Genomic DNA, 24,087 nt, shown 5'->3' on the forward strand with positions numbered 1-24,087 from the left:
CGACTTTTAATGCTGTTCTTTAAACCTTCGAGACGACTTTATGTACCCATTTATCCGTTATGCCAGCACCATCGCTCATGCCGCCTTAAAAGTAAAAAAGGGCGATACCTTAACTCTAAAAGAGACCAGCGAGATTCAGTTTCGCTGTCGCCTGACGGATATCGATAATTTCTTAGAGATGAATAACGGTCGCGTATTCACGCTGTATGATTTGGGGCGTATGGATTTTGCGGTGCGTAGCGGACTTGGCACGCAGCTGCTAAAACAGCGTTGGGGTCTGGTCATCGCTGGCAGTACCATCCAATATCGCAAGCGTATTCGTGCCTTTGACAAAGTCACGCTAAAAACTAAAATCGTCGGTATCGATGCGCGCTGGCTCTATATTGAACAATCCATGTGGGTCAAAGGCAAACCTTGCTCCTCTGCGCTACTGCGTACGGGCGTGACCAAAGGTGGACGGGTGATCGATACTGCGCAAGTACTGGCCGCATTGGGCAAGTCTGACTGGGACCTACCGCCAACTGGCTATGTCGCCGAATGGATCGAGAGCGATCGTGATCGTCCATGGCCACCGCAGGACTAGGATTGAGTAAGGATACTTATGAAATTTCGATATGCACGGCACACCAATAATTTGGACACCCTTATTGATTTTTATCAGAATATTATTGGACTAGAAAAGCTGGGCGGCTTCAAAGACCATAATGGTTACGATGGTGTTTTTTTAGGATTTCCCGATCAGGATTGGCATATGGAGTTTACCTATTCCGCTGATAAAGCAAACCATCATCCTGACAGGGATGATTTGATCGTGTTTTACTTAGACAACGAAGAAGAAATCCAAACCATTATAGATAGAGCAAAACAGGCAGATATACTACCAATCACCTCACAAAATCCTTATTGGAATGAAAACGGCATCGAGTTGACTGATCCAGATGGATTCGGCGTCATACTAACGATAAGTCCGTTGAAGTAAAAAGCTAGAGTCAGTCTGTTTAGGGCGTGTCATTGGAATTTGCCGATTAGCGGTGATGATATGGTTAAGCTGCTGATGAGTGCGAAAGTATTGTTGCAGTTGAATTAATAGCAAAAGTTAAGAAGTAAAGTTATAAAAATGTGTCAATTTTCTTAGTCATCTTTTGGGTAGCTTGGATGATTGGCTCTTTTTTTGTGTAAAAATTCAGTATATAGATTATTTATAATAAGCTTTTATGGCACACTAAGGGAGAGATGGTCATAACTTTCTATTTACATTAGGCCTCTTGCAAAAGTACCAATTTACTAAACTTTATCAACGAGGCGGTAGGGGCTAGCGACGACTTATGCAAGAGGTCTATTTGAAAAGATTAGGACATAATACAGCTACATTCACTTATTTAAAATAATATCTATGGAAGTCATAAGTAATGAAATACCAACTAGTATAGTCAGTTCAAAATAAAATTGTTATGGTTAGGACAAACATCATAAAACAACTTGGATAAGTCGTTTTCCAACCAGCCTTGGCGTAGAAACTTTACTTGTGCCCATTTCTTTTCAATAGGGTTCAAATCAGGGCTGTACGGTGGCAGCCATAGAATACGATGACCATGCCTATTCAGTAGCTTTTGAATGCGCTTCTTCTTATGAAATCGAGCGTTATCCATCACAATCACGCATTTGGTTTTAAGACTTGGGATTAGGGTTTGTTTGCACCAGTTGTAGAATATGCTGCTGTTAATGTTGTGCTTAAAGTAATCTAGTGCAAACAGCATCTTTTCATAGAGAGCACCGATAACGTTGGTTCGCTTTTTACCTTGCCAGTTGTAGCTATCGATACAGGGTTTACCAATCGGTGCATAACCATGAGAGCGAATGGTTTCAGCCTCAAAGCCGCTTTCGTCCATATATACAATGGGGTAGCCTTGCTGCTTAAAGTGCTCAAGCTTATTCTGATACGCCGCTCTTTTGATTGGACAGGCTTTTGGATGTTCTAAAGTCTTTTTTTTGACTGATGCCTAGGCGCTTTAGGGCATGATGAATGCCTGTTTTACTACAGTTTAGACGACGAGCTCGCTCATACTGGTAATCATCGGGATACTCTTTGACATCATTAAGTAGCACATCATCTGGTATTTTATAGGGCTTGGTTTGCCTGGTTGTTTTACTATGAACACGCCGCTTCCAGTTCTGTATGGTGGTTGGGCTCAGATTATAAGACTCAGCCGCCTCGGCAAAGGTCATACCCTCGTCTAAGCTTTTTAGTACCTGTTTGCGAAAATCTAGTGAGTAAGTCATGGTCTTTATAATAACAATTGGATTTGATAATTAATTTATAACACTTTTAGGTGGAATTGACTATAATTGAACAATCTGATATTAACGAAATGAATGTTGAATACCCTGAAGTATTATTTTTCTTAAAAAATATACTTGAAGTTTCTTAGACTTTAGAATTAATCTTTATATAGTTATCTCAAATGCAAAAGCATGACCAAAACCCACCACCCTATTCATCAACTAAATAAACACTATCCAACACGCGCACCGCCTACCTCTGCTACAGTAAGTCATGCAAATATCCTAATAAAAAGGAGCCATTCATGAGCTTACTCAATACGCTTAACCTCACCTACCCCATCGTCCAAGCACCAATGGCAGGAGCGACTACGCCTGAGCTGGCGCTGACAGTGAGTGATTTTGGTGGGCTTGGCTCATTGGGTGCTGGCACCACATCGCCTGAGGTGTTAAACGAGCAAATCAATACCATCAAATCGCGCACCGACCGTCCTTTTATGATTAATTTAATGGTGTTGTCTGAGCATGAGTCTAATACCTTTACTAGCGACATCCCTGCTTGGTTAGACGAATATTATCAAAAAAACCAGATAGACACCTCATTGCCTGAGCGACCAGCGCTTAGGTTTGCAGACCAGTTACAAGTGCTCTATGACAACCCCGTGCCTGTCGCTAGCTTTACCTTTGGTATTATCAGTGCCGAGCAAGTGCAGCACTTACAGAGTCTAGGCACACGTGTCGTCGGTACGGCCAATCATCCTCACGAGGCAAAAGCATGGGCGGATATTGGCGCGGACGCCGTCTGCGTACAAGGCGTCGAAGCGGGCGGCCATCGCGGTGGCTGGCTGCCACAAAGCGCAAATGACCCCATGGGGCTGCTGACATTGATTGGTCAAACGCGCGCTTGCACGGATATTCCAATGATCGCCGCGGGCGGCATCATGACGGGACAGGATATTAAGGCAGTACAAGCGGCAGGTGCTGAGCTTGCGCAAATGGGAACGGCGTTTTTGACCACAGATCAATGCGGTATTAATGATACGTATAAACAAGCGCTTATTGATGCCAGTCAAGGGTTACGCAGTACTGAGACGCGCTTAACCAGATTGTTCTCAGGTAAGCTTGCACGTGGATTATTAAACAACTATTTGCGTGATTTTGCTCAGTTTGAGTGTGCAGATACGCTACCGCCCTACCCGCAACTCAATGCCATGACCAAGTTTATGCGGGCGGATGCAGCCAAGCGTTTGGACGCCGAGCATCTGTCGTTATGGGCAGGGCAAGGCGTCACGTTAGTCAAAAACGAAAGTACAGACGCCTTACTGACACGATTAATAAAAGGTTTGTGAATTACTGACCCTTCAGCGTTGCACGAAACCCTTCATAGTCATCAGCCGTTTGCTCTACTGCCTCTATCATCGGCACATGACCGATATCTTCCATCATAATGACTTGCGCTTGCGGGATGATGTCTTTGATCACATTGACCGTTTCAGGTTTGATGACTTGATCTTTATCACCCCAAACCACGAGCGTTGGAATATGATAGTTCGCGATGATTTGAGCGCGCTCCTCGACACTATCAGTGACGATTTGCTCAAGGATTTTGGCGTCCAACTCCTTATTATTGATACGCTCTTGCGCGAATACCGCTTTGACTGACTTGGGCAAATAAGGCGGCTTATACATGACAAAATCGTACATCTTGTAGAAGTCTTCTTTGCTATTGATCAGCAATGGGTTGTTCTCAAGGGTTGCGCCCTCAAGCGATTTTGGCACGCCTGCTGACCAAAACCCTGCGCTATCGACAAGCCACAGACTTTTGACGTCTTTTGGGTACTGTGCAGCATACGCGACACTGATCGCGCCGCCCATCGAGTTACCGCCGATGTGAATATTGCTTGCCAATCCTTTAGCTTGCAACAGCTCATGTAAGCGCGTGGCCTGTGCCTGTGAGCGATAGTCTGCGCTCATAGGTTTGCTCGATTCACCAAAACCCAGCAGATCAGGAATGATCAGATGATAGTCCTCTAACTCATCAGCGATACGGGTGAAGTTGTCTTTATTACCACCAAAACCGTGAATAAGGAGTAAGGGCTCGCCTGTTAGGTTGGCGTTTTCGGCATAAACTAACTTGTCGCCAGAAGTTAGCGTAAATGATTTGACATCCAGATCAGACTTATTGCGCTCATATTGGATAATTTTTTGGGTAGTGTTAACGGCAAGCGTATTGGGCGCTGTGGTACAGCCTACGATAGAGAGACTAAATAGTGCGGCAAGGCCTAAGCGTTTAAATAGCATAAAGACATCCTTGTTTAGAATTAAGGTGGAAACAAAATCTGACTTTGATTTTAGCGCTAAACTTGTGCCTAGATTTTTTAATTTATAACTTTCTAGTCAAACCCTTATTTCTTATGCCTATAAACAAGACTATCGTTAGCTCTTGTTTACCTTTCTAGCCAAGATAGCTTAAGCATTGTCATTTATAATAGGAGCGCTTTATAGCAGTAGTGGTTATAACTACAACCCTAAGCTCACTATCTATTCTCAATTAAACCCAACTGACACTCATCAAAGCCCAATCAAAGTGGCATATAAGGATGCACCTTAAGCGACACGAGTACGCCCTCTAATAAATCGCGTGACCTTACCAAAGGGTCTATCGCCAAAACCATGCTGCTATTTGCCCTACCAACGACACCATGGAGACGGTTACCGCTGCGCCGTATCGTCAAAGTGCACAAAAAGGTTCATGATAGCCATTAACCAACTTACGATAAAGGCTAAACGGTCGCAGCAGGCTTTATGCTATCTTTGCAGTATTTAGCCGACTGCCTTATCCACTAAAAACCTTACCGCAGCTCGCGCATGGATAGCGGTGGTATCAAACACAGGGATGGGGCTGTCAGCTTGCTTAATCAGCATGCCAATCTCAGTACAGCCCAAGATCGCGCCCTCGCAGCCTGCATCAGCTAACTGCTCAATGATCCTTTGATAATATTCTCTTGAGCTATCCAATAACTGCCCTTGGCACAGCTCCTCATAGATAATTCGGTGCACCTCTACCCTTGCGTCTTCTTGAGGTATCACCATTTGCAAACCGCTATCTGTCAGACGCTGCTTATAAAAATCTTGGGTCATCGTAAACTGCGTATCCAATAGCGCTATTTTCCTATTTATCGTTTAGTCTTACTTATCATAGATTATCGTAGCAAAAGTTGCTCTCTAGAAGAGCGCATTATCTAGAGATATTGTTTTTCTCAAGATAAAAAGATGGTTATGAATCTATAGCAAACCTGACGATTGATAATAACGATTTTACCAGTCCGTCATCACGGAGTATCATGAGCACTGCTATCACTTGTAGGATAATCGAAACTATGGCCAACTTCCCCACCATCAGAATACGCACCCGCCGCAAATACTATCGCCTGATCTTTACTGGTCTTATGGCGATGATGATGTCACTCATCATCTCAACCGTATTATTGCTTATAAAGGTGGGCTATATTGACGGTTTTTTTACCGAGCTGATGCACTCGTGGGGATTGGTCTTTATCGTGGCGTGGCCCAGCGCGTATTTTTGTGCTTATATGGTGCAGGAGCACATCCTTAGTCGCATTGAGTTTTATTAAGCCGCTATTTTATTAAGCCTCTATTCTATATAGTCAATCTCTTTCCATATAGCGCCGTGTCATTGACGGCTCAAGCACTATGTCTGTACATGATCAGTATGGCGACTGCTCATCTTTATCAAATGCAGCAATCCATATCTATGCTGTCAAGACAATGACTGAGCATTTAATCCACCTGAAACAAAACCATACATAACGTTATCATCTATTTACTAGACGACCAGTCTATTGTTATCTATAGTATGATCCATACTGATTATATTTAAACCAGATCACACAGTACGATAGCTACACCATAACGTGCTGGTCTGGGACCCACACACATAATAACAAATAATTGATTAAGGATAATTTATGCGCGTTGCTACTTATGATCACTTTGGCAAACCTTCCGACGTACTGAGCGTGGGCGAGCGTCCTATGCCGCAGCCTGCTGCCAACGAAGTACGTATCAAAACCATCCTTTCCCCCATTCATAACCACGACATGCTAACGGTCAGCGGGCAATACGGCTACAAGCCAGAAATGCCAGCGGTTGGCGGTAGTGAAGCGTTAGGAATTATTGATGCGGTCGGTGATGAGGTCACAGACTTAAGCATCGGTCAGCGCGTGGCCTGTGCCAGTGTGCACGAAACGTGGGCAGAGTATTTTGTCGCCCCTGCCACTATGGTGTTTGTCATCCCTGATAGCATCGAAGACGAACTGGCCGCGCAGCTGATTGCTATGCCATTATCCGCCTTGATGCTTCTTGAATTCCTAGAAGTAGATAGTGGACAATGGATCATCCATAATGCGGCTAATGGTGCTGTTGGTAAAACACTAGCCATGCTGGCAGCGGCACGCGGTGTGAACACCATTAATCTCGTGCGTAGCAAAGACTCGTTAGAAGAGCTGACCGCGCTAGATATCAAAAACAATGTCGTCACTACTGATGATGACTGGCAAGACCAAGTCCGCGCTATCATCGGTGAGGACAAGATCACCGCTGCTGTGGACTCCGTCGGTGGCGAATCAAGCAATGAGCTGCTATCGCTACTCGGTAGCAACGGCACGTTGGTCTCGTTTGGTATTATGTCAGGTAAACCAATGCAACTAGACGCTGGCAGCCTGATCTTTAAGCAAGCTATCGTCAAAGGCTTCTGGGGCAGCAAAACTAGCCAAGAAATGGATCTGGACAACAAACAGCGTCTGATTGATGAACTACTAGAGCGCGCGACCAACGGCAATCTAAAATTACCAATTGAAGCGGTTTATGGGCTTGATGAGATTACCAAAGCCGTCTCAGGTGATGTGCAATCTGGCAAAAAAGGTAAGGTACTATTAAAACCTTAGTAACTTTAAAGTATTGTCAAAACTATAATTTACACACTAACCTTTCAACGACTATTATCATCAGAGGTAGCATAAAATAACAAGAAGCCCGTTTGTATTTATCCTAAAGTACAGTGGGATTTTTTTGCTTTAATGGCTTTGCAGTCATGAGATAATGAAGCATGCGATAGTTAAGCCATGACTCATGAACATAAACAATAAAACGTAATAGGGATATCACTATGTCAAACGAGAAAACGTTTAAAGCCTTAGTCGTTGAAGAAACTAACGACGGTGAATTCAAAAAAAGCATTCACGAGCGCAAAGTCAGTGACTTACCAGAGAATGACTTGCTCATCGAAGTGCATTATTCATCATTGAACTACAAAGATGCCATGTCAGCCACGGGCAATAAAAGAATCACCAGAAACTATCCGCATACCCCTGGTATTGACGCGGCAGGTGTCGTCGTCAGTGACAAATCAGGCACGTTTAGCGCAGGGCAAGAAGTGTTGGTATTCGGCTATGATCTCGGCATGGACACCGCAGGCGGGCTTGGCCAGATAATCTCGATACCCGCTGATTGGGCGATAGAATGTCCAAAATCATTAACATTAAAAGAAGCAATGATTTATGGTACTGGCGGCCTAACCGCAGCCTTAAGCGTGCAAAAGCTTGAGAAAATGGGCGCAAAACCTGAAGACGGACCAGTCGCCGTCACGGGCGCAACGGGCGGCGTCGGTAGTATCAGTATCGCTATATTAAGTCAATTGGGCTACGAGGTTATCGCCTTCTCAGGTAAGCCTGAACAAAGCGATTATCTAAAAAATCTTGGCGCAAGCGAAGTCCGTCATCGCGATACGATCAATGAAATCGGTAGCAAACCTATCGGCCGTGAGCTGTGGGCCAATGCCATTGATACACTCGGTGGCGATTATCTAGCTAATTTGCTCAAGCAAACCAAAGCGGGCGGCGCAGTGACCAGTTGCGGCCTAGCGGGCGGTGCGGAGTTTTCGATGACGGTCATGCCATTTATCACCAGAGCAGTGTCATTATTGGGTGTCGACTCGGTACTTATCCCCCTTGAGGACAAAAAAGCGATTTGGCAGCGCGTTTCAACCGATATGAAATTGCCTGACCTTGAGGGTTATGCTGAAGAAATTACCCTTGAGCAAACGCCTGAATACTTAGATCGCTTTATTTCGAGTAAGGTGGTTGGGCGTTATGTGGTGAATGTGCGGGGTTAAGTTATTGGTTTAGAGAAATGAGTTTTTAGATGATGGCAGTGCTCTTTCGGGGTGCTGCTTTTTTTTGGAATTCTCAATTGTTTTCCAAAAATTACACAACTAATTACACATAGTGTGTATTATATAATAACTTTAAATAGACTTATCAGCTTACTGAGAGTTCAACATGTGTGACTATAAAAAGTTATCAAATCAACCTTTGGTCTTTGTATTAGCAGAATTTAGATTTTCTCCTATACTAGGTATAAAGGAATACATACCTAAGATTCAAGATGCTTTGAGAAATAAGCTACCAATTCTAAGGAACACTGAGACCCAAGAAATTACGGTGTCGCCTAACGGTATAAGCTTAGAGGCTCAAGCCAACTGGGAGTTTATCTCTAAAAATAGTCATACCGCAGCTTCGGTTAACCAGAATCGTTTATTGTTTATGACTAGTGAATATGAACGCTTTAATGGATTTGAAGAGAACTGTGATTTCTTATTACAAACTATTATAGATGTTATTAACCCAAGCCTCTGTTTAGGTCTTGGCTTACGTTATAGCGATACCATTTTTAACATTGAAGGCAAAGGCTCAATAGAAGATTTTGTTCAGCCTAGACTATACAACAACGATGATTTAAAACTGTCAGGGAGCTTACTAAGACAGACTAATGAAACTTTATGGAGAACCACAGAAGGGGCTATTTTTATTCGTTCGATATACGGTGAGGATAAAGTTTTAGTTTGGCCTGATGCAGAGAATTTACCCATTGCAATAGAAAAATCTTCTGATAAGCCTGTCAAAAGACTACTATTGGATATCGACCATGTATGGAATGCTCAGGAAGAAGAGTCCGGTCCACTAGATTTTAATAAAGGATTAATACTTAGTAAGCTATCACACATGCATAAAATCAGTCGAAAAGCATTTTGGAATGTAACAACAGAACAAGCCAAGGAGGCATGGAAATGAGACAAAACAGTTATGGAGCAAATAGCTGGATAAATAAGAACATTACTACCGCTTTTATAGGCGCTTCTATTCTTGCCACTACTCCAGCCTATGCTTTTAAGAAATCAACCAGTTACGATAACAGTCGTTATATAATTGACAAAATGAGCCAAGCAAGCGGATCAAGTATTAATGTTAAGTACAATACTCGCCAGTCTCAGCTTTCGACAATAAAAGAGTATTTTGATTTGAGTGATGAAGAGCTTGCTAAGCTTGTTGGTGTCTCAAGAAAAACACTGTACAACTGGGAGAAGCAAGGGATTAGTAAAGAAAAAGATAGACAAAGAGTGTTTGAGTTAAGCGTTATCGCAGAAGACTGGAGTTATAACAAGCTTCCTACTGATAAAGAAAAGCTGTTTACCCCTATCCTAGGTTCTACTAGCGTGATGCAAATGTTAACAGACGAAAAGCTTGATAGAGAAAAAATAATTTTTGCAGGTCGACGTCTTGCTCATCAATCACTGACGCCTGAATTAGGTTTAATTTAGAGGTTTAAATGCAGCGTATACTCGAAGCATTAGGATGGCGACAAGGCAGCTTTGTCAAACCTGAAACAGTTGCAAAGCTAATAGGTGATATAGATAGTACGTTCACTATATCTGCTAACAACTTGTTGGTTGTTGCCTCGCAATCATGCGACGTTGCCTCCTCGCAAGAAGAATACATCGAGCTCTCTATTGTCCGGCCTTTATCAGCTGAAGCGTTTAATAAACAGTATAGCCATAATCGTCATCCTAGAATATTGCATATAGAAGCCAACTCAAACAGCTCTGATGAGAAGGTTATTTTAGAGCTAAAAGCTCACGAAAAAATTCAAATAAAAAAGTCACTTCTTGAAGAATTTAAACCTGATTCTTCAATTAACTTTTTAGAAGGGAACCTAAATCAGTATATTGATTGGCTAGCTGGTCGTTATAAAAGACCAGCATTACCTACTAAATTCGATCAGCTAATCGCGTCTTCTGATAAAAAAGGTAAAAGAAAAAAGATTGCTAAGCGAGCTAATGAATATCTAACTGGTATATATGTTGATATTTATCCAAATCGAGATATTAAGGATGAAGAAACTTATTCAGTTAATTTGTTAGGTATAGCTTCTAATGATCAGTCTATTGCTTCTGCTACTGATGCACTTAATGAATATGCCGATATATTAAAAGATGCAGGAATGGACGTCTCTGTTCCTAAAGTAGGCACTGAATTTAAAATTTCTGTAGGTACTTTACGCCAATATCAACGTATCGATTTTGACTATCTTTCGTACGAAGAAAATAACCCTATACCACCTGATACAGGAATTTAGACAAAAAACACCCAACCAAGTTGAGTGTTTTTTATTTCAGCTAAATACTGAGTAGAGATTATTCCCACTCAATCGTCGCCGGCGGCTTGCTCGATACATCATACGTCACGCGTGAGACCTCAGCGATTTCATTCATGATGCGATTCGATACTGTCTCAATCAAATCATACGGTAGATGGGCAAAGCGCGCGGTCATAAAGTCCACCGTCTCAACGGCACGTAGCGCAATCACCCACGCATAGCGGCGGCCATCACCGACCACGCCAACTGATTTGATTGGTTGGAATACCGCAAAGGCTTGCGCGGTTTTGTCATACCAGCCAGAGCGCTCCAGCTCCTGCATAAAGATAGCATCTGCCAAACGCAAGACATCAGCGTATTCTTTTTTCACTTCGCCAAGGATTCGTACGCCTAGACCTGGCCCTGGGAATGGATGACGGTAAATCATCTTCTCTGGTAGACCAAGGGTGATACCAAGTTTACGCACTTCATCTTTAAATAGATCGCGTAACGGCTCAACCAATTCAAACGCCAAGTCATCTGGCAAACCGCCAACGTTATGATGGCTCTTAATGACGTGTGCTTTACCTTGATGTGACTTAGCAGATTCGATCACGTCTGGGTAAATCGTACCCTGTGCTAAGAACTCAACAACTTTACCATCGCTCTGCTCGCTCACTTGACGCGCACTATCAGCGAATACGTCGATGAAGGTTTTACCAATGATTTTACGCTTTTTCTCTGGGTCGCTCTCGCCAGCCAGCGCGGTTAAGAAGCGCTCTTCGGCATCGACGCGGACGACTTTGACGCCCATGTTTTCTGCAAAAACTTGCATGACCTGATCGCCTTCATGCAGACGCAAGAGACCATTATCCACAAACACACAAGTCAGCTGATCGCCAATGGCTTTGTGCAGTAGTGCTGCAACGACTGAGCTGTCCACGCCGCCCGATAGTCCGAGCAATACTTGCTTGTCACCGATTTGCTCTTTGAGCTGTGCAATACGCATATCAGCGATATTGTCTGGCGTCCACTCACCAGCACAATCGCAAATCTGATGGACAAAACGACCTAGCAGCGCTTGACCTTGTAGGGTGTGCGTCACTTCTGGGTGGAACTGTAGACCGTAGTATTTCTTGTCATCATTAGCCATAATCGCAATCGGGCAGCTTGGCGTACTAGCAACGATGTCAAAGCCTTCAGGCGCTTTGATGACTTTATCACCATGACTCATCCAAACGTTTAGCTTGGCAGCCGCGCCGTCAGTCTTGCTGTCTTCGATACCGTCAGTCAGCTGCGAGTGACCATTTACTTCGATGGTCGCCGCACCAAACTCATGAATATCACTGGCATGAACTTGCCCGCCGAAGCGATCTGCCATCGCCTGCATACCATAGCAAATGCCAAGTACTGGTACACCGAGCTCAAACACCGCGTCATTGATACGCGGGCTATTGTCCGCATGCACACTCTCAGGGCCACCCGATAAGATGACGCCTTTTGCGCCAAAATCGATGATACGCTGAGTGTCGATGTCATAAGGGAACATCTCACAAAATACCCCAGAATCGCGCACACGGCGGGCGATTAACTGACTGTATTGCGAGCCAAAATCGAGGATTAAAATGCGGTCTTGCTTGATAGTTGGCGTCGATGATGCGGTCGTCATAAGGTGAGTATCCATCAATAAAAAATTGGTGCCCTATTTTAACAAGTTTAGCGCCATGAATGGCGGTTGATATGCGGTTTATTCTTAACTATTTTTTTCAAGCGTTGACGCACTCAACATAAGGACATGACTAAGACAGATTTTTGACGCCTATCGCTATAAACCTTTTATAAAACCTTATTTTATAGGTGTGTATCTCTATATTTTCGATGCTTCACTAAATTTCTTAAGTTAATGACTGAAAAACTTACGTAACATTACGAGATAGTGCAGAAACTAACACTTAATAATCAATATGTTACCAAGCTTTGTATTACTATGAATTTGTTCTCTCAAGCGCCAATTAAATATTTCATTAAAACCAAAGCGCTATTTGCTGCCCCTGTTTCCAACGTCCACAGCTCGATAACGATAAGAATAAAAGATTATGACTCCTTTAACGTCTGCGTCTCGTATGATGCACGGTGTGCAAGATACAGTTTTTGCGCCCGTATCATCTCAGTCGACTACTGCCACGATTGCCTTTAGCTTCCAGCTAATGACACGAGCGGAGCCACCTGAGATTGTGATTGCAACCATTAAGTCGTTATTGGCTGTCAAACAGGCAGTGGATGAAATCTTAATTATTGATAATAACCATACGGATAAATCTCTTTATCAACCACTGGCCGCCTTTTGTGAATCGCTAGATGCCGCGCTCAACGTGCGCTTTTATCATATTGATGAGATTGCAGGCTACAAAGCGGGTGCACTTAACTTGGCGCTGGCGTGGATGGACAGACGCTGTAGTCATATCGTGGTGGTGGATAGCGATTATGAAGCATTGCCGCATGCCCGTGAGGCGATGGTACAAGCCATTAACGACTATCCTGAGCACACACTATTACAGTTTCCGCAGTTTTATCGCAGCGCCCATCTTGAGGACATTCACAGCGAGCTGAATCATTACTTTAACCATCACCTATATCAGCCGCGCAATCGTATACGCGCCTTATCGACAGGCACCTATGCGGTCATTCGCCGTCGTGATTTGCAGCAGCTGGGCGGCTGGTCGGGCGCATCAATCACCGAAGACGCGCAGATGGGGGTGCTCATGCATCAGCATGATATGCGTAGCGCCTTTATTCCTACAGTGATTGCAACGGGACTGCTGCCCGCAACCTTGTGTGATTTATTGGCACAGCGTCAGCGCTGGGTATATGGCAATATGCAGATTTTTTGTCGCTATCTTGCCGCGCCATTGTTACGTCGTCTGCATCCGACGTATGCCGCGAGTATGGCGACAACCAAACACAGCAAAGCTGAGCAGCGCCGCTATCAGCGCGCGCACTTGTCGCAGCTCAGTGCATGGGTCAACGGCACAGGGATTTTAATCTTGCTTCAGCTTATCACCGTGATGCTGATGGCGCTCACCTTGATAGTGGGGCACGACAGCACATGGGCGTTACCGATTTTGGCTGTCATCTATGCAGGTTACGGCGTATTTTTACTGCGCCGTTTATGGGCGTATTTGCACGACCAAGCGCCACTCACCCAGCAAATGCAGCGCGGCTATCGACATTCTATTCCTAAACGCTTACGTACATGGCTGATGCATTTAAACTTTTGGGAAGTGGGTGCGCTGTGCTGGTTGCCTGTATTGTGGGGACGGCAAAAGCCCTTTGTGTGTACCCCAAAAATCGCTCCTGATGCCACGCAATCAGCGCTAAAGCACGCCAATCGCCGTGCCTTACCCAAATTACTATTGATATTAAATGCACTCACTGCCCTGTTGGTATCACCGCTGTCTGCGGCTTATTCCCCGATACTATTTGTCTGTGCGCTCACCGTCTTTGGTTTAAAACTCATTGCCGCAAGACTTGCCTTAGCCAATTACAGCACTGCCAGCGAGGCCGAGTACCTGCGTTCTTTATCAGAACCATCAGCACCTTTTCCCTTATTAAATACAGAATATGTAAAGCCACTAAACATTCAAAAAATGCCCTTTATCAAGACGACTGATCGCGTACAAGATAAGCAGACCATCAACTTTTAACCTTTATTTTACTTTTTATTTTGCGCACATTTTTATCCTGACTTTTACCTTTATTTTCAATAACAACAACCATAACAGCGGCGGCCATAACGATGATGAATAAGCGCCGCCATAGGAAATATTATGACCCTTTTATCTTTACCCACTGCTTCTGTCACGCCGCAGAAGCGACCCTTACGCATTGCTATCATTGCGCATTCTTTATACCCGATTGCTGAGCCTTACGCAGGCGGGCTTGAGATGATTACGCATTTGCTATGTGATAAGCTGGTTGCGGCGGGGCACGAGGTGCTGCTTTACGCGCATGCTGACAGTCAGACGGAGGCGACCCTTGTACCGCTATTGTCGCGTCAAGAATTTGAGGCGATGGTCTATCCAAACGAGCATGAGTCGGTGGCGATGGGGCGCGAGGAGATGTACCAATACATCACCTATCAACATGCGCTTCGCGATATCATCGAGCGTGACGAACGCGGCGAGATTGATGTGGTACACAATCACAGCTTGCATCATATTCCGATGATGATGGGTCAGGTCTTTGGCAAGCGCTTTTTTACCACTTTTCATACGCCGATTTTTCCGCAGCTGCGCTTGGCATTATTGACCCTACAACTGGGCACCGATACGCAATTCACCTCGATTAGTACCTATCAGCAAAAACTGTTTGCCGAATTTGTGCCATCTAAAGTGGTGTATAACGGTATTGATGTGGACTCTTTTGACGCGCAGCTGACACCTATCGATGACGAAGTGTATCTGTGGTACGGACGTATTTGCCCTGAAAAAGGCACGCATTTGGCAATGCAATATTGCTTGGCGGCGGGCAAGCGCCTGATTATCGCAGGCCCCAAAAGCAATGCACAGTATTTTGAGCAATCTGTCGCGCCGTTATTACTCCAAGACAAGCAGCAGGGCAGCGATTTGCTCGACTATGTCGGTCACAAAACCAAAGCAGAGATTAACCGCTACTTGAGTCAAGCGACGGCGATGCTGTTTACCAGTACGTGGGATGAGCCGTATGGTCTGATATTGGCAGAGAGTCTCGCCTGCGGCACGCCTGTGATTGGCTTTGATGTGGGTGCGTGCGCGGAGATTGTCACGTCTGAAACGGGCATTGTGGTCGCTAAAGAAGACAAAGCCGCCTTTATTAAAGCGTTTGATAGCATCAAAAACATCTCACGGGCGGCGTGCCGTGCGCGTGCCAAGTTATTTTGTGCCGATACCACGATGGTCGATGGCTATTTGGATTTGTATTATCAAACGCTGACACCAGAACAACAATCGCTATCCACAGCGCAAAAGCCCAGTGCTGCCATGACCAAGCGCTTACCTTCGATGCCACCACCACAAGCGACGCCAAGTCTCGACACCTTGCCCCAGCACGCTGAGGGTTAAGGGATGCGCATCGGCTATTACGCCCATCATCACGGCTCGGGGCATTGTCGGCAGGCGGACAAGCTGGCGGCGCTACTGCCTGAGCCTGTGCGCGCGCAGTTCACGGTTTTTACCAGCGTGTCTGCGGCGGACTATAGCTTTAGCAATATCAGTGAAGCGCAAGTCGTCCGCCTCGCGCCTGAAGATGAGCGCGCAGACGATGTGCTCAAAGGGCGTGCGGGACAATACTGGCAGCCTGAGAGCTTACACTATTCCCCTGTCAGCAATCGCGACATTCAAACGCGTAGCCATCAGCTGATACAGGCGCTACACGCGCGGCAGATTGCTCTAATGATTATTGATGTCAGTGTGGAAATTGCCATGCTATGCCGCACGATCAGCATGCCCTATCTGTACGTGCGTTTGACTGGCGTGCGGGACGATACGCCGCACATAGAGGCTTTTAAAGGTGCGCTGGCAATGCTTGCCCCGTATCCGCGCGCGCTTGAAGCGATAGACACGCCTGCATGGATGCCAAAGAAAAGCCTGCATTTGGACTTTATCGGTACAGCGCTCAGTACGGATTTAACCCGTTCCGAGTTTTTGACATTACTCAATGATTTAGCAGACGATGCTACGCCGCATCGTGAGGGCGCGCCCATCATCACGGTGATAAAAGGCTATGGCGGACACCAAGCGATTGATGCGCGCCTGCCCACATTGCGTGAGCTATTGCCCGATGCCTTTATCATCTCGCTCGGTCCTATTAGTGACAACATGCGTCACTTGGTCGATATTGCCACACAGGTCAAAGACGTGCGCCCGTTTATCATTCATAGCGATGCCTTGTTTATGGCGTGCGGGCTGAACAGCATCGCGCAGGTCTATTACGAGCAGACGCCGCTTATCGTACAACCTGACGCGCGCCCGCATGACGAGCAAGTTGCCACCGCCAATGCTTTGATTGCGCAAGGTCGGGCGCTCAGCTGGAATGACTTTTGTAAAACGGTGCAAAACAATAACGGGCAGCTGCCTACGCCGACAGCCATTACGCAGACAGCGCCTGACTCGGACACCTCAGCTGCCGCATTGATGCATAGCTTTGGCGACTATAGCGATACCAAGGCATGGTTTAATGAGTGGCTGTTGCCCAAACTTGCGCTGCGTCCCGAATAATCATCTTTTAATAATAAGAAAAACTAAGCCTATGATGCATCACGACAAAGCCTCCCCGAAGCGACCGACCGCGCCTGTGAGCGTCATCACTACCTGCTATGGGCGTAACACGCACTTATACAATCTGCTTGCCGCCCTTGCCAACAGCAGTACGCCACCTGCCGAAGTCATCATCGTCAATGACGACGCCGACCCCAAGCGCCTAAACGAATACGCGCTGAACATCGTACAGATTCCGACCACGAAAGATGGCAACGATAAGCAAGCGCGCTTTGATATCGGGCACAATCGCAATATCGGCGCCACGCACGCGAGCTTCGATGCGCTGATATTCTTAGATGTCGATTGTCTGGTTGCGGCGGACAGCATCGCTGGACTGTATAGCAAGCTCACGGCGCATCCTAACGCGCTGCTGATGGGGCAGCCCAAATATCTGACGCGCCCGCTGTCAGCCGCCGAGTCAGCAGCGCTGTCAGCTGGGATGCTAAATAATGCCGCGCTAGATGCGCTCTCCGTATACAACCCTTATCGTCCCAACTTTGCGCCCACAGACTCACTCGCGCCCGCCGCGATGACGCAGACCGAGGACTTCGGGGCGTTTTGGAGCTTGTGCTTTGCCATCACGCGCCAGCAGTTTGATGCGCTTGGGGGCTTTGACACCGCTTATGTCGGCTACGGCGCGGAGGACACTGACTTTGCGTTTCGCGCACGCGCGTGCGGCATGCCGTTTTATCTGACTGCCGAAATCGTCTACCATCAGCAGCACAGCGTCTGCCGTCCGCCGCTAAATCACTTGGACAGTATCGTTATCAATGCCAATCGCTTTTATGATCAGTGGCAACATTGGGCAATGGCAGGCTGGCTGGGTGAGTTTGCTGAGCTCGGCTTGATTGAGTGGCAAGCGGCGCAGACAGCGCCGATTACGTTGCTGCGCGCACCTACAGAAAAAGAACTGGAAGCGTCGCATTGTCCTGATGCACCGTTTGTTTAGAGGTGGTTTTGTTGATGCGTGGCAGGTGAGCTTGCCGCAAAAGTGAAAGCGCCCAAACAGTACCTGCGCTCAAGCCCGCATGGTAAGCTATCTCCGATAGAGTAACTGTATAGATATTAAGGCTCAATGGTTATGACCGATTGAGCTTTGGGAAGTGGTTGAAAATTTAGACCATACTATTTTGTACAATTCAACATACATTCGCAGCTAGTTGTAGGAGAGTTGAAAAATTCCGAGGAAATGCACATCTTAAACTTTGTCCGAGTTTGCGACAAAGTAATTATAGTATTTTTGCGCCTCATCCTCTGAACCTAACGCAACGTCAATAAGCATTTGAAGACCCCATACTGGACCTGGAGTAACCTGCTCTAAATCTAGATCTTCAGGATAAGCATCTGGGTCTATTGCCATATCTAGGTTTACAAACCACCAAATCTCTATCTTTCTCAATAAACCGACCATTTCTTCAAAAGTTTCTGTGACATCAAAGTCAATCCCAGACGAAGCAAATGTTAACATTTCATGAGCTAAGGTGTTGCGGCACCTTTCGATATACTCAAATTTCTCTAAATCTTCATCATCAATGGCACCCATATCTCGTAGCCACGTTAAAGATGCATAGAGTCGGCTTCTATTCAAGACAAGCACCTTTTCTTTATACTCAGCGCTAACAATCATTCCATTTTCATCGAACCCATTAGTAAAAAAGCCTTTTATCTTTTCAACAATACTATTCTTGAGCATCTCGAAGCCCATCGAAAATATAGAGGCTGTAATGATATTTTTTTTAAGCGTCGTGGGGTGAAGTACACGCTCCCATGATGCTTTAACTTTTTCATCCATGTTTGATCTCGATTAATAGAATCAATAGTTTGCTTGTTTCACTAGGTCAGCAATAAGGCATTGCCCATTTTCTCAATAATGTCTTAATTCCCCAACCCCTCAAACGCCACCACCATCCGCGCCAAGCCCGCTTCTAACAGCATACGCGGACAGGCAACATTGATACGCATTTTTGAATGCCCCTCACTGCCATACTTATAGCCTGCGCTCAGCTCCACTTTCGCCGCACGTAAAATATCATAAAGCTGCTCGTCGTCTTGACTATATGCTGAGCAATCCAGCCAAATCAGATAGGACACTTCTGGTCGCATTACCTTGATATTGGGTAGATGTTCAGCGAAAAACTGCAAGGTAAACTCAATATTGTCCTCAATATAGGCAAGCAGCTGTGCCAACCATTCACCGCCGTCACGATAGGCGCTGTGCATCGCGGCATAGGCGAACATGTTGAGCTCATACTCATCGTTTAGATGCTGCTGGGCGTCAATTTTTTCTATCAGTGCGGCATCCTTAGAAAAAATCAGCGAGCCTTTAATCCCCGCAATATTAAAGGTCTTGGTCATTGAGGTCAGACTGACCACCTTATGCTCATAGCCTTGTGCCAGCGTTAAAAACGGTGTAAAGGTATGCTCGCGCAAGGTCAAATCCTGATGAATCTCATCACTGACAATCGCTACATCATGCTTTTTGCAAATCGTCAGTAGCGCCTCAAGCTCCTCTCTCATCCATACGCGCCCGCCCGGATTGTGCGGATTGCAGACTAAATATAGCTTCACATCATGATCGATAATCTTGGCTTCGATATCAGCTAAATTTAAGTGATATTTACCCTCGCTCTCTTGTAACGATGAGGTGATGAGCGTGCGACCATTTTGCTCAACCTTACTCATAAAGGGCGTGTACACAGGATCATTGACCAGCACCGCATCCCCTACCTCGGTAAAGACGTTCATCATCAGCGCTAAGCTTGGCACGACACCCGGGGAAAACAAAATATTTTCTTTAGCAAGTGGTAACTCATAGCGACTGCCATGCCACTCGATAATGGCGTCATATAGCGCCTCAGTAGGTTTGGTATAGCCCAATATGCCATGCTGTACGGCTTGCTCAATCGCGTTTAAGATAGGCGGTGCGGCCTTAAAATCCATATCCGCCACCCACAGCGGAATCGTATCATCGCTATAGTGCCATTTAAGCGATCCCGTACCACGTCTATCGATGACTTCATCAAAGTTATACAACACCCGCATTCCCCTTCATTTAAAATAATGGTTCAGGGTACAACAGGAATGGCGTCATCAACAATCGCTTTATGCAGGATATATAAAGCCGCTATCTGATTATCAACATCACGCCTATCTCGTCCCTTTTAAAACCTGTTACTATTGGCTAATAGTGGTATACACTCAAAGCATCAATCAAGGAGACCGATGATGACGACACCAGAACAAAAGCCGCCTAAGGACACGCAAGCATACGTCTTGACCAAATCCGATATCGATAACACGCCTGAGACTAAGCATATTCACCAGTTCAATGAGCACGCTATCCGCCATACGGTATCGCTCAGTGATATCGTTGGTCTGACCAAGTTTGGCTTGCACCTCGTACGGGTGGAAGCGGGAGATGAGACGACGACCCATCACTATCACGAGGAGTCGGATGAGTTCATTTATGTACTGTCAGGTGAGCTGTCGCTGCGCTATGGTGATGAGCATTATGAGCTGAGTGCTGGAGATTTTGTCGGTTTCCCTGCACATGGCGCGGCGCATTCGATGCGCAATGAGAGCGATGCCGATGCCACTTACCTGATGGGTGGCAGCCGACCACCGATCGATATTACCCTGTATCCAGAGATCGACCGTAAGATGTATAAGATTCATGGTAAAAAGGAGTATGTGGATTTGGAAGATTTAGGTGAGGTTTGAGGGTAAGATTTGAATAATAACGATTTCATTAACAAGTGTTTGCTAATTTGTAAATATTAATGCTATTATCTATTTAGCTCTAAATAACGTAAACAATTTAACAAATTGTAAGCTGGTTATTGATGAGCTTGTCACACCATATGACAGCTATATGACGTACAGTTTCAAACGTGCGCTATATTTAAGTGGCGACATTGTTCAACGCTTAAGAAAGCTTGCTCATAATTTGCGTGGAGCACTCTTGCCCTTGCTACCTACTACTCAAGAGGATGAAACAATATCAAATGGTGATGACATGGTGAACATATCGAAAATAGCTTTCCTGTTAAATAAACTTATTGAGCCGCTATTATGGCTTGAAAGAGCGGTACTGATAAACGGCGCACTATCGCCAACAGCACCATTTGCGACAAAGGCATACATATTTGTGGCAGTATTGATAACGATTGCACACTCGTATGTGTTAATATATAACAGTGAAATAATCCGTAAGAAAATCGCAAAACTGATGGGTATGGCTCCAAATGACGTTAACAATTTAACTGATTGTAAGGTTGTTGTAGATGAGCTTATCATTCCATATGACAGCTATATGACGTACCGTTCCAAACGTGCGCTATATTTAAGTGGCGACATTGTTCAACGCTTAAGAAAGCTTGCTCATAATTTGCGTGGAGCACTCGACCTTCGTCATGATTATCTAGTGAATAGACCTTTTGCATAAATTCTTTATTTTGTTAATAGAACTTGATATATGAATTTTTGCAAAAGGTTTGTTAAGTAGAAGCAAGGGAGATAATCATGACAGATAAGGTTAACTTCTCATCTTATGTGAAAGAAAATTTTAAATCCACTCTTAATCAACTCGCTAAAAACAAGTCGAAAGCCGACAACTCCTACCATACTCAATACATCACCGTTAATGATTATTTAAATGATTTTAGTGACAAAGCTTTAGATAGTATTTGTAAAAAAATATCAGATTTCAAGTATAACTGTGACCATCTCACCCCTGTTATTTTGCCTAAAACTAACTGTCTTAAACGCGATGTAATGACATTAGACAATACTCGTTTGGTCTGTGTTCCCTCAGTACAAGATAGAATCGTTCAAAAGCTATTTATTAAATACTTAAAAGACCATTATGAAGAAATATACAAAGTATTTTGTGAATATGATCATGCCTTGAATAAAGGTTATAACGACAAAGAAGTAGAATATATTGATGATAAAGGAACACCAAACAAGAAAACCATACATGGTATTCGCAAAGCTTTAGATGACGTTATAGAGTATCGGAGCAAGTATAGATACGTTATTAAAGCAGATATTGTCAAATTTTTTGACAATATAAATAGAGAAATCGCTGTAAAAAAGTTTGAAAAAGAGTTTATTGGATTAAATGACGATAAAGAGTTAACTGCTATTCTTAAAAGTTTCGTATACTGCGATGCTAAATTAGATTATGGCGATCTAAAGCACAAAAAACTGATAGAAGCATACCTAAAAAAACTTAGTGGTAAAGGTGTTCGTCAAGGTATGCCTATAGCATCATTGTGCTCTTCAATGTATTTATACGAGTTTGACAATTTAATGATTAAGAACAGCACACCGTATATACGTTACGCAGACGACTTTCTAATCTTTAGTAACTCTTATGATAGAGCTAAAGAACTAAAAGACCACGTTCAAGAAAACCTTAAAAATATTGGTTTAGATATTGAAAAGGAAGTTGGAGATCCGAAAACCAAAATATGTGGTGCTAAAGACAATTTCACATACCTAGGCTTTGATATAGTTTATAACTCCAGACTACAATCTTATCAACGATACATTCCTGAACCAGTTTTTCATAAGGCTATAGGACGAATAAATAGTTTTCAATCGATGACTAAGGTTAAACGAGAATGCGGTAATTATGTTGATTTTAGTTTATATCTTAGAATACTTATCTCAGGATATACGAACTTTTATAGTGAAGACTTAGCTATTAATGGTGCCAAATTTGAGCGAGATTTAATAATAGCATCCAAAAATGTCAGAAAGAAGCTGATTACCGATAATCTAAATATAGATTTTGAAGATATCGGCTCAGCAAATAAGAGAATGTTCTTTTTTGGCATCAAGTAATTGATTACATTCTTTGTTCAATGTCCATTTAAAAATTCCCTATCGCCCCTTAAACTCAGCTTCCCTTCTCTCAACCATCGCCATCACGCCCTCTTTGGCATCCTCTGAATGAAAGAGCGGCGGCAAATAGCTGTGGATATTAGCCAGTGCCGTCGCGGCACCATTGCGGCTCGCATCTTGCGCGGAGGATAGCGCGCCTCTAACGCCCAGCGGCGCAGCTTTGCTGATCTCTTGCGCCAGTGTTAATGCGCGCTCGTACTCAGTCCCATTTGCCACCACTTCACTGACCAAGTTCAGTCGATCAGCCGTTTGCGCATCGAACGTTTTGCCCGTGAGTAGATATGGCATGGCTTTTTGCCAGCCTGCCGCCGCGACAAAGCGTACCGTCGCTCCGCCAAATGGCATGATGCCGCGCTGGACTTCCATTTGAGCAAAGTTACAGTTGTCGCTTGCGATGACCACATCACAATTGAGCATCAACTCGATAGCCACGGTAAAGCACGTGCCTTTGACCGCCACCACCACAGGTTTGGTGCGTAAGCGTCCACTAATGCCCCACGGGTCAATTTGATTATCATCAAACTCAAACACACCATCGTTTAGCTTATCTTGTAGCTCGACCAGATCGAGCCCAGCGGTGAAGTGATCGCCATACGCAAAGATAAGCGCACAGCGTAGATGCTCATCGTCTTCATATCGAGTCAATGCGTCAGATAGCTGGGTAATCATATGACTGTCAAAAGCATTGCGTTTATTGGCGCGATTTAGCCCAATCAGGCAAATAGTGCCGTCTGTATCATAAGTAATGCGGTTGTCTTGCGTAGTACTGTCCGTCGTCATGGTGATGTCCTTGTCAAAGTTCTTTTTTATGAAGTGAGTAGGGCGTGTTGAACATTCGACCATGGCACTGACAGCGACTATTTTTTAGGCGATTCGATGTTAAAAATAATAAGTTTAGTCATTCTAAACGCTTATTTTTAACGATGAAGCGGCAAAAAATAGTCCTGTCCCCTGCTTTTATCGTTGGGGCTGATGCTAAAATTGCCCCATACTGCGTTACAAATCTCGCTAAGGCATCTCTGCATTATCGTCGCTTTGTGCCTTGTCTGGAACCATTTTAGCGATCAGCAGTGCCTATTTGCGAATGTTCAACACGCCCTAGTTATAT

At 44.7% G+C, this 24,087-nt stretch carries 24 protein-coding genes; 16 read left to right on the forward strand and 8 right to left on the reverse strand.

Annotation, left to right across the window (positions count from 1 at the left end):
- Window positions 1–40: 40 nt before the first annotated feature.
- Together GYK50_RS00125 and GYK50_RS00130 are read left to right on the forward strand one after the other, a co-directional pair.
- Complete coding sequence (locus GYK50_RS00125) at window positions 41–583, forward strand: acyl-CoA thioesterase (protein ID WP_093071293.1); 543 nt, start codon at window positions 41–43, stop codon at window positions 581–583.
- Window positions 584–601: 18 nt separating this feature from the next.
- Complete coding sequence (locus GYK50_RS00130) at window positions 602–979, forward strand: VOC family protein (RefSeq protein WP_093071292.1); 378 nt, start codon at window positions 602–604, stop codon at window positions 977–979.
- Window positions 980–1,430: 451 nt separating this feature from the next.
- On the opposite strand, the gene GYK50_RS00135 is transcribed toward GYK50_RS00130, so the two are convergent.
- Window positions 1,431–1,955: an IS630 family transposase gene (locus GYK50_RS00135; RefSeq protein WP_186475459.1), complete on the reverse strand. Its 525-nt coding sequence runs from the start codon at window positions 1,953–1,955 to the stop codon at window positions 1,431–1,433.
- A complete protein-coding gene (locus GYK50_RS00140) occupies window positions 1,930–2,280 on the reverse strand; it encodes an IS630 transposase-related protein (protein ID WP_186474644.1) in 351 nt (116 codons plus the stop codon). Before GYK50_RS00140 ends, GYK50_RS00135 begins: the two co-directional genes overlap by 26 nt.
- A 305-nt stretch (window positions 2,281–2,585) precedes the next feature.
- On the opposite strand from GYK50_RS00140, the gene GYK50_RS00145 reads away from it, so the two are divergent.
- On the forward strand, window positions 2,586–3,629 hold the full coding sequence (locus GYK50_RS00145) for an NAD(P)H-dependent flavin oxidoreductase (protein ID WP_186475329.1): 1,044 nt from the start codon (window positions 2,586–2,588) through the stop codon (window positions 3,627–3,629).
- Window position 3,630: 1 nt separating this feature from the next.
- Here GYK50_RS00145 and GYK50_RS00150 read toward each other — a convergent pair whose 3' ends face one another.
- Together GYK50_RS00150 and GYK50_RS00155 are read right to left on the reverse strand one after the other, a co-directional pair.
- Entirely contained in the window at window positions 3,631–4,581 is a 951-nt protein-coding gene (locus tag GYK50_RS00150; RefSeq protein WP_093070199.1) for an alpha/beta hydrolase, read from the reverse strand.
- A 522-nt stretch (window positions 4,582–5,103) separates the two neighbouring features.
- The gene (locus tag GYK50_RS00155) at window positions 5,104–5,460 is read right to left on the reverse strand and encodes an aspartate/glutamate racemase family protein (RefSeq protein WP_223335369.1); all 357 of its coding nucleotides are present in this window, start codon (window positions 5,458–5,460) and stop codon (window positions 5,104–5,106) included.
- 164 nt (window positions 5,461–5,624) lie between these two features.
- Between GYK50_RS00155 and GYK50_RS00160 the strand changes: the two genes are divergently transcribed.
- The 6 genes from GYK50_RS00160 to GYK50_RS00185 all read left to right on the forward strand — a co-directional run bounded on the left by GYK50_RS00160 (window position 5,625) and on the right by GYK50_RS00185 (window position 10,773).
- Entirely contained in the window at window positions 5,625–5,915 is a 291-nt protein-coding gene (locus tag GYK50_RS00160) for a DUF2798 domain-containing protein (RefSeq protein WP_228724654.1), read from the forward strand.
- A 354-nt stretch (window positions 5,916–6,269) separates the two neighbouring features.
- On the forward strand, window positions 6,270–7,247 hold the full coding sequence (locus tag GYK50_RS00165; protein WP_093070201.1) for a zinc-binding dehydrogenase: 978 nt from the start codon (window positions 6,270–6,272) through the stop codon (window positions 7,245–7,247).
- Window positions 7,248–7,468: 221 nt separating this feature from the next.
- Window positions 7,469–8,473 carry a YhdH/YhfP family quinone oxidoreductase gene (locus tag GYK50_RS00170; protein ID WP_093070203.1) on the forward strand — a complete coding sequence of 335 codons (1,005 nt, stop codon included), beginning with the start codon at window positions 7,469–7,471 and terminating at the stop codon, window positions 8,471–8,473.
- A gap of 166 nt (window positions 8,474–8,639) precedes the next feature.
- Window positions 8,640–9,431, forward strand: coding sequence for a TIGR04255 family protein (locus tag GYK50_RS00175; RefSeq protein WP_093070204.1), 792 nt, complete (start codon window positions 8,640–8,642; stop codon window positions 9,429–9,431).
- A complete protein-coding gene (locus GYK50_RS00180) occupies window positions 9,428–9,958 on the forward strand; it encodes a hypothetical protein (protein WP_093070207.1) in 531 nt (176 codons plus the stop codon). Before GYK50_RS00175 ends, GYK50_RS00180 begins: the two co-directional genes overlap by 4 nt.
- A gap of 8 nt (window positions 9,959–9,966) precedes the next feature.
- Window positions 9,967–10,773, forward strand: a complete 807-nt coding sequence (locus GYK50_RS00185) for a hypothetical protein (protein WP_186475330.1) — start codon at window positions 9,967–9,969, stop codon at window positions 10,771–10,773.
- Window positions 10,774–10,831: 58 nt separating this feature from the next.
- Here GYK50_RS00185 and guaA read toward each other — a convergent pair whose 3' ends face one another.
- Window positions 10,832–12,442 carry a glutamine-hydrolyzing GMP synthase gene (gene guaA / locus GYK50_RS00190; RefSeq protein ID WP_093070211.1) on the reverse strand — a complete coding sequence of 537 codons (1,611 nt, stop codon included), beginning with the start codon at window positions 12,440–12,442 and terminating at the stop codon, window positions 10,832–10,834.
- A gap of 427 nt (window positions 12,443–12,869) precedes the next feature.
- Here guaA and GYK50_RS00195 point away from each other — a divergent pair, with 427 nt between their 5' ends.
- The 4 genes from GYK50_RS00195 (at window position 12,870) to GYK50_RS00210 (ending at window position 18,018) form a co-directional block, all read left to right on the forward strand.
- A complete protein-coding gene (locus tag GYK50_RS00195) occupies window positions 12,870–14,477 on the forward strand; it encodes a glycosyltransferase family 2 protein (protein ID WP_093070213.1) in 1,608 nt (535 codons plus the stop codon).
- 123 nt (window positions 14,478–14,600) lie between these two features.
- Window positions 14,601–15,872, forward strand: coding sequence for a glycosyltransferase (locus GYK50_RS00200; RefSeq protein ID WP_212564049.1), 1,272 nt, complete (start codon window positions 14,601–14,603; stop codon window positions 15,870–15,872).
- Between the two features lie 3 nt (window positions 15,873–15,875).
- Window positions 15,876–17,027 (forward strand): hypothetical protein, encoded by a 1,152-nt coding sequence (locus tag GYK50_RS00205; protein WP_212564050.1) that lies wholly within the window; start codon window positions 15,876–15,878, stop codon window positions 17,025–17,027.
- Between the two features lie 31 nt (window positions 17,028–17,058).
- Window positions 17,059–18,018 carry a glycosyltransferase family 2 protein gene (locus GYK50_RS00210; RefSeq protein ID WP_186475334.1) on the forward strand — a complete coding sequence of 320 codons (960 nt, stop codon included), beginning with the start codon at window positions 17,059–17,061 and terminating at the stop codon, window positions 18,016–18,018.
- Between the two features lie 249 nt (window positions 18,019–18,267).
- Here the strand turns inward: GYK50_RS00210 and GYK50_RS00215 are convergent, their stop codons facing one another.
- The gene (locus GYK50_RS00215) at window positions 18,268–18,861 is read right to left on the reverse strand and encodes a hypothetical protein (protein WP_093070221.1); all 594 of its coding nucleotides are present in this window, start codon (window positions 18,859–18,861) and stop codon (window positions 18,268–18,270) included.
- Window positions 18,862–18,944: 83 nt separating this feature from the next.
- Window positions 18,945–20,111: a MalY/PatB family protein gene (locus tag GYK50_RS00220; protein ID WP_093070223.1), complete on the reverse strand. Its 1,167-nt coding sequence runs from the start codon at window positions 20,109–20,111 to the stop codon at window positions 18,945–18,947.
- Between the two features lie 183 nt (window positions 20,112–20,294).
- On the opposite strand from GYK50_RS00220, the gene GYK50_RS00225 reads away from it, so the two are divergent.
- From GYK50_RS00225 to GYK50_RS00235, 3 genes are all read left to right on the forward strand, one after another.
- Entirely contained in the window at window positions 20,295–20,789 is a 495-nt protein-coding gene (locus GYK50_RS00225; RefSeq protein ID WP_212564051.1) for a cupin domain-containing protein, read from the forward strand.
- A 151-nt stretch (window positions 20,790–20,940) separates the two neighbouring features.
- On the forward strand, window positions 20,941–21,513 hold the full coding sequence (locus GYK50_RS00230) for a hypothetical protein (protein ID WP_186475336.1): 573 nt from the start codon (window positions 20,941–20,943) through the stop codon (window positions 21,511–21,513).
- Between the two features lie 77 nt (window positions 21,514–21,590).
- Window positions 21,591–22,919 (forward strand): reverse transcriptase domain-containing protein, encoded by a 1,329-nt coding sequence (locus GYK50_RS00235; RefSeq protein WP_186475337.1) that lies wholly within the window; start codon window positions 21,591–21,593, stop codon window positions 22,917–22,919.
- 39 nt (window positions 22,920–22,958) lie between these two features.
- Here GYK50_RS00235 and GYK50_RS00240 read toward each other — a convergent pair whose 3' ends face one another.
- Entirely contained in the window at window positions 22,959–23,759 is an 801-nt protein-coding gene (locus GYK50_RS00240) for a crotonase/enoyl-CoA hydratase family protein (protein ID WP_186475338.1), read from the reverse strand.
- Between the last annotated feature and the right edge of the window lie 328 nt (window positions 23,760–24,087).

Source organism: Psychrobacter pacificensis (assembly GCF_018336615.1).
Taxonomy (GTDB): domain Bacteria; phylum Pseudomonadota; class Gammaproteobacteria; order Pseudomonadales; family Moraxellaceae; genus Psychrobacter; species Psychrobacter pacificensis.

Bases quoted from the DNA above. Each gene is read 5' to 3' on its own strand.
- GYK50_RS00240 (WP_186475338.1), bottom strand. From the start codon at position 23,759: ATGACGACGGACAGTACTACGCAAGACAACCGCATTACTTATGATACA.
- GYK50_RS00225 (WP_212564051.1), top strand. From the start codon at position 20,295: ATGACGACACCAGAACAAAAGCCGCCTAAGGACACGCAAGCATACGTC.
- GYK50_RS00180 (WP_093070207.1), top strand. From the start codon at position 9,428: ATGAGACAAAACAGTTATGGAGCAAATAGCTGGATAAATAAGAACATT.
- GYK50_RS00165 (WP_093070201.1), top strand. From the start codon at position 6,270: ATGCGCGTTGCTACTTATGATCACTTTGGCAAACCTTCCGACGTACTG.
- GYK50_RS00210 (WP_186475334.1), top strand. From the start codon at position 17,059: ATGATGCATCACGACAAAGCCTCCCCGAAGCGACCGACCGCGCCTGTG.
- GYK50_RS00125 (WP_093071293.1), top strand. From the start codon at position 41: ATGTACCCATTTATCCGTTATGCCAGCACCATCGCTCATGCCGCCTTA.
- GYK50_RS00140 (WP_186474644.1), bottom strand. From the start codon at position 2,280: ATGACTTACTCACTAGATTTTCGCAAACAGGTACTAAAAAGCTTAGAC.
- GYK50_RS00230 (WP_186475336.1), top strand. From the start codon at position 20,941: ATGACGTACAGTTTCAAACGTGCGCTATATTTAAGTGGCGACATTGTT.
- GYK50_RS00215 (WP_093070221.1), bottom strand. From the start codon at position 18,861: ATGGATGAAAAAGTTAAAGCATCATGGGAGCGTGTACTTCACCCCACG.
- guaA (WP_093070211.1), bottom strand. From the start codon at position 12,442: ATGACGACCGCATCATCGACGCCAACTATCAAGCAAGACCGCATTTTA.
- GYK50_RS00150 (WP_093070199.1), bottom strand. From the start codon at position 4,581: ATGCTATTTAAACGCTTAGGCCTTGCCGCACTATTTAGTCTCTCTATC.
- GYK50_RS00220 (WP_093070223.1), bottom strand. From the start codon at position 20,111: ATGCGGGTGTTGTATAACTTTGATGAAGTCATCGATAGACGTGGTACG.
- GYK50_RS00205 (WP_212564050.1), top strand. From the start codon at position 15,876: ATGCGCATCGGCTATTACGCCCATCATCACGGCTCGGGGCATTGTCGG.
- GYK50_RS00170 (WP_093070203.1), top strand. From the start codon at position 7,469: ATGTCAAACGAGAAAACGTTTAAAGCCTTAGTCGTTGAAGAAACTAAC.
- GYK50_RS00195 (WP_093070213.1), top strand. From the start codon at position 12,870: ATGACTCCTTTAACGTCTGCGTCTCGTATGATGCACGGTGTGCAAGAT.
- GYK50_RS00200 (WP_212564049.1), top strand. From the start codon at position 14,601: ATGACCCTTTTATCTTTACCCACTGCTTCTGTCACGCCGCAGAAGCGA.
- GYK50_RS00235 (WP_186475337.1), top strand. From the start codon at position 21,591: ATGACAGATAAGGTTAACTTCTCATCTTATGTGAAAGAAAATTTTAAA.
- GYK50_RS00145 (WP_186475329.1), top strand. From the start codon at position 2,586: ATGAGCTTACTCAATACGCTTAACCTCACCTACCCCATCGTCCAAGCA.
- GYK50_RS00160 (WP_228724654.1), top strand. From the start codon at position 5,625: ATGAGCACTGCTATCACTTGTAGGATAATCGAAACTATGGCCAACTTC.
- GYK50_RS00185 (WP_186475330.1), top strand. From the start codon at position 9,967: ATGCAGCGTATACTCGAAGCATTAGGATGGCGACAAGGCAGCTTTGTC.
- GYK50_RS00175 (WP_093070204.1), top strand. From the start codon at position 8,640: ATGTGTGACTATAAAAAGTTATCAAATCAACCTTTGGTCTTTGTATTA.
- GYK50_RS00130 (WP_093071292.1), top strand. From the start codon at position 602: ATGAAATTTCGATATGCACGGCACACCAATAATTTGGACACCCTTATT.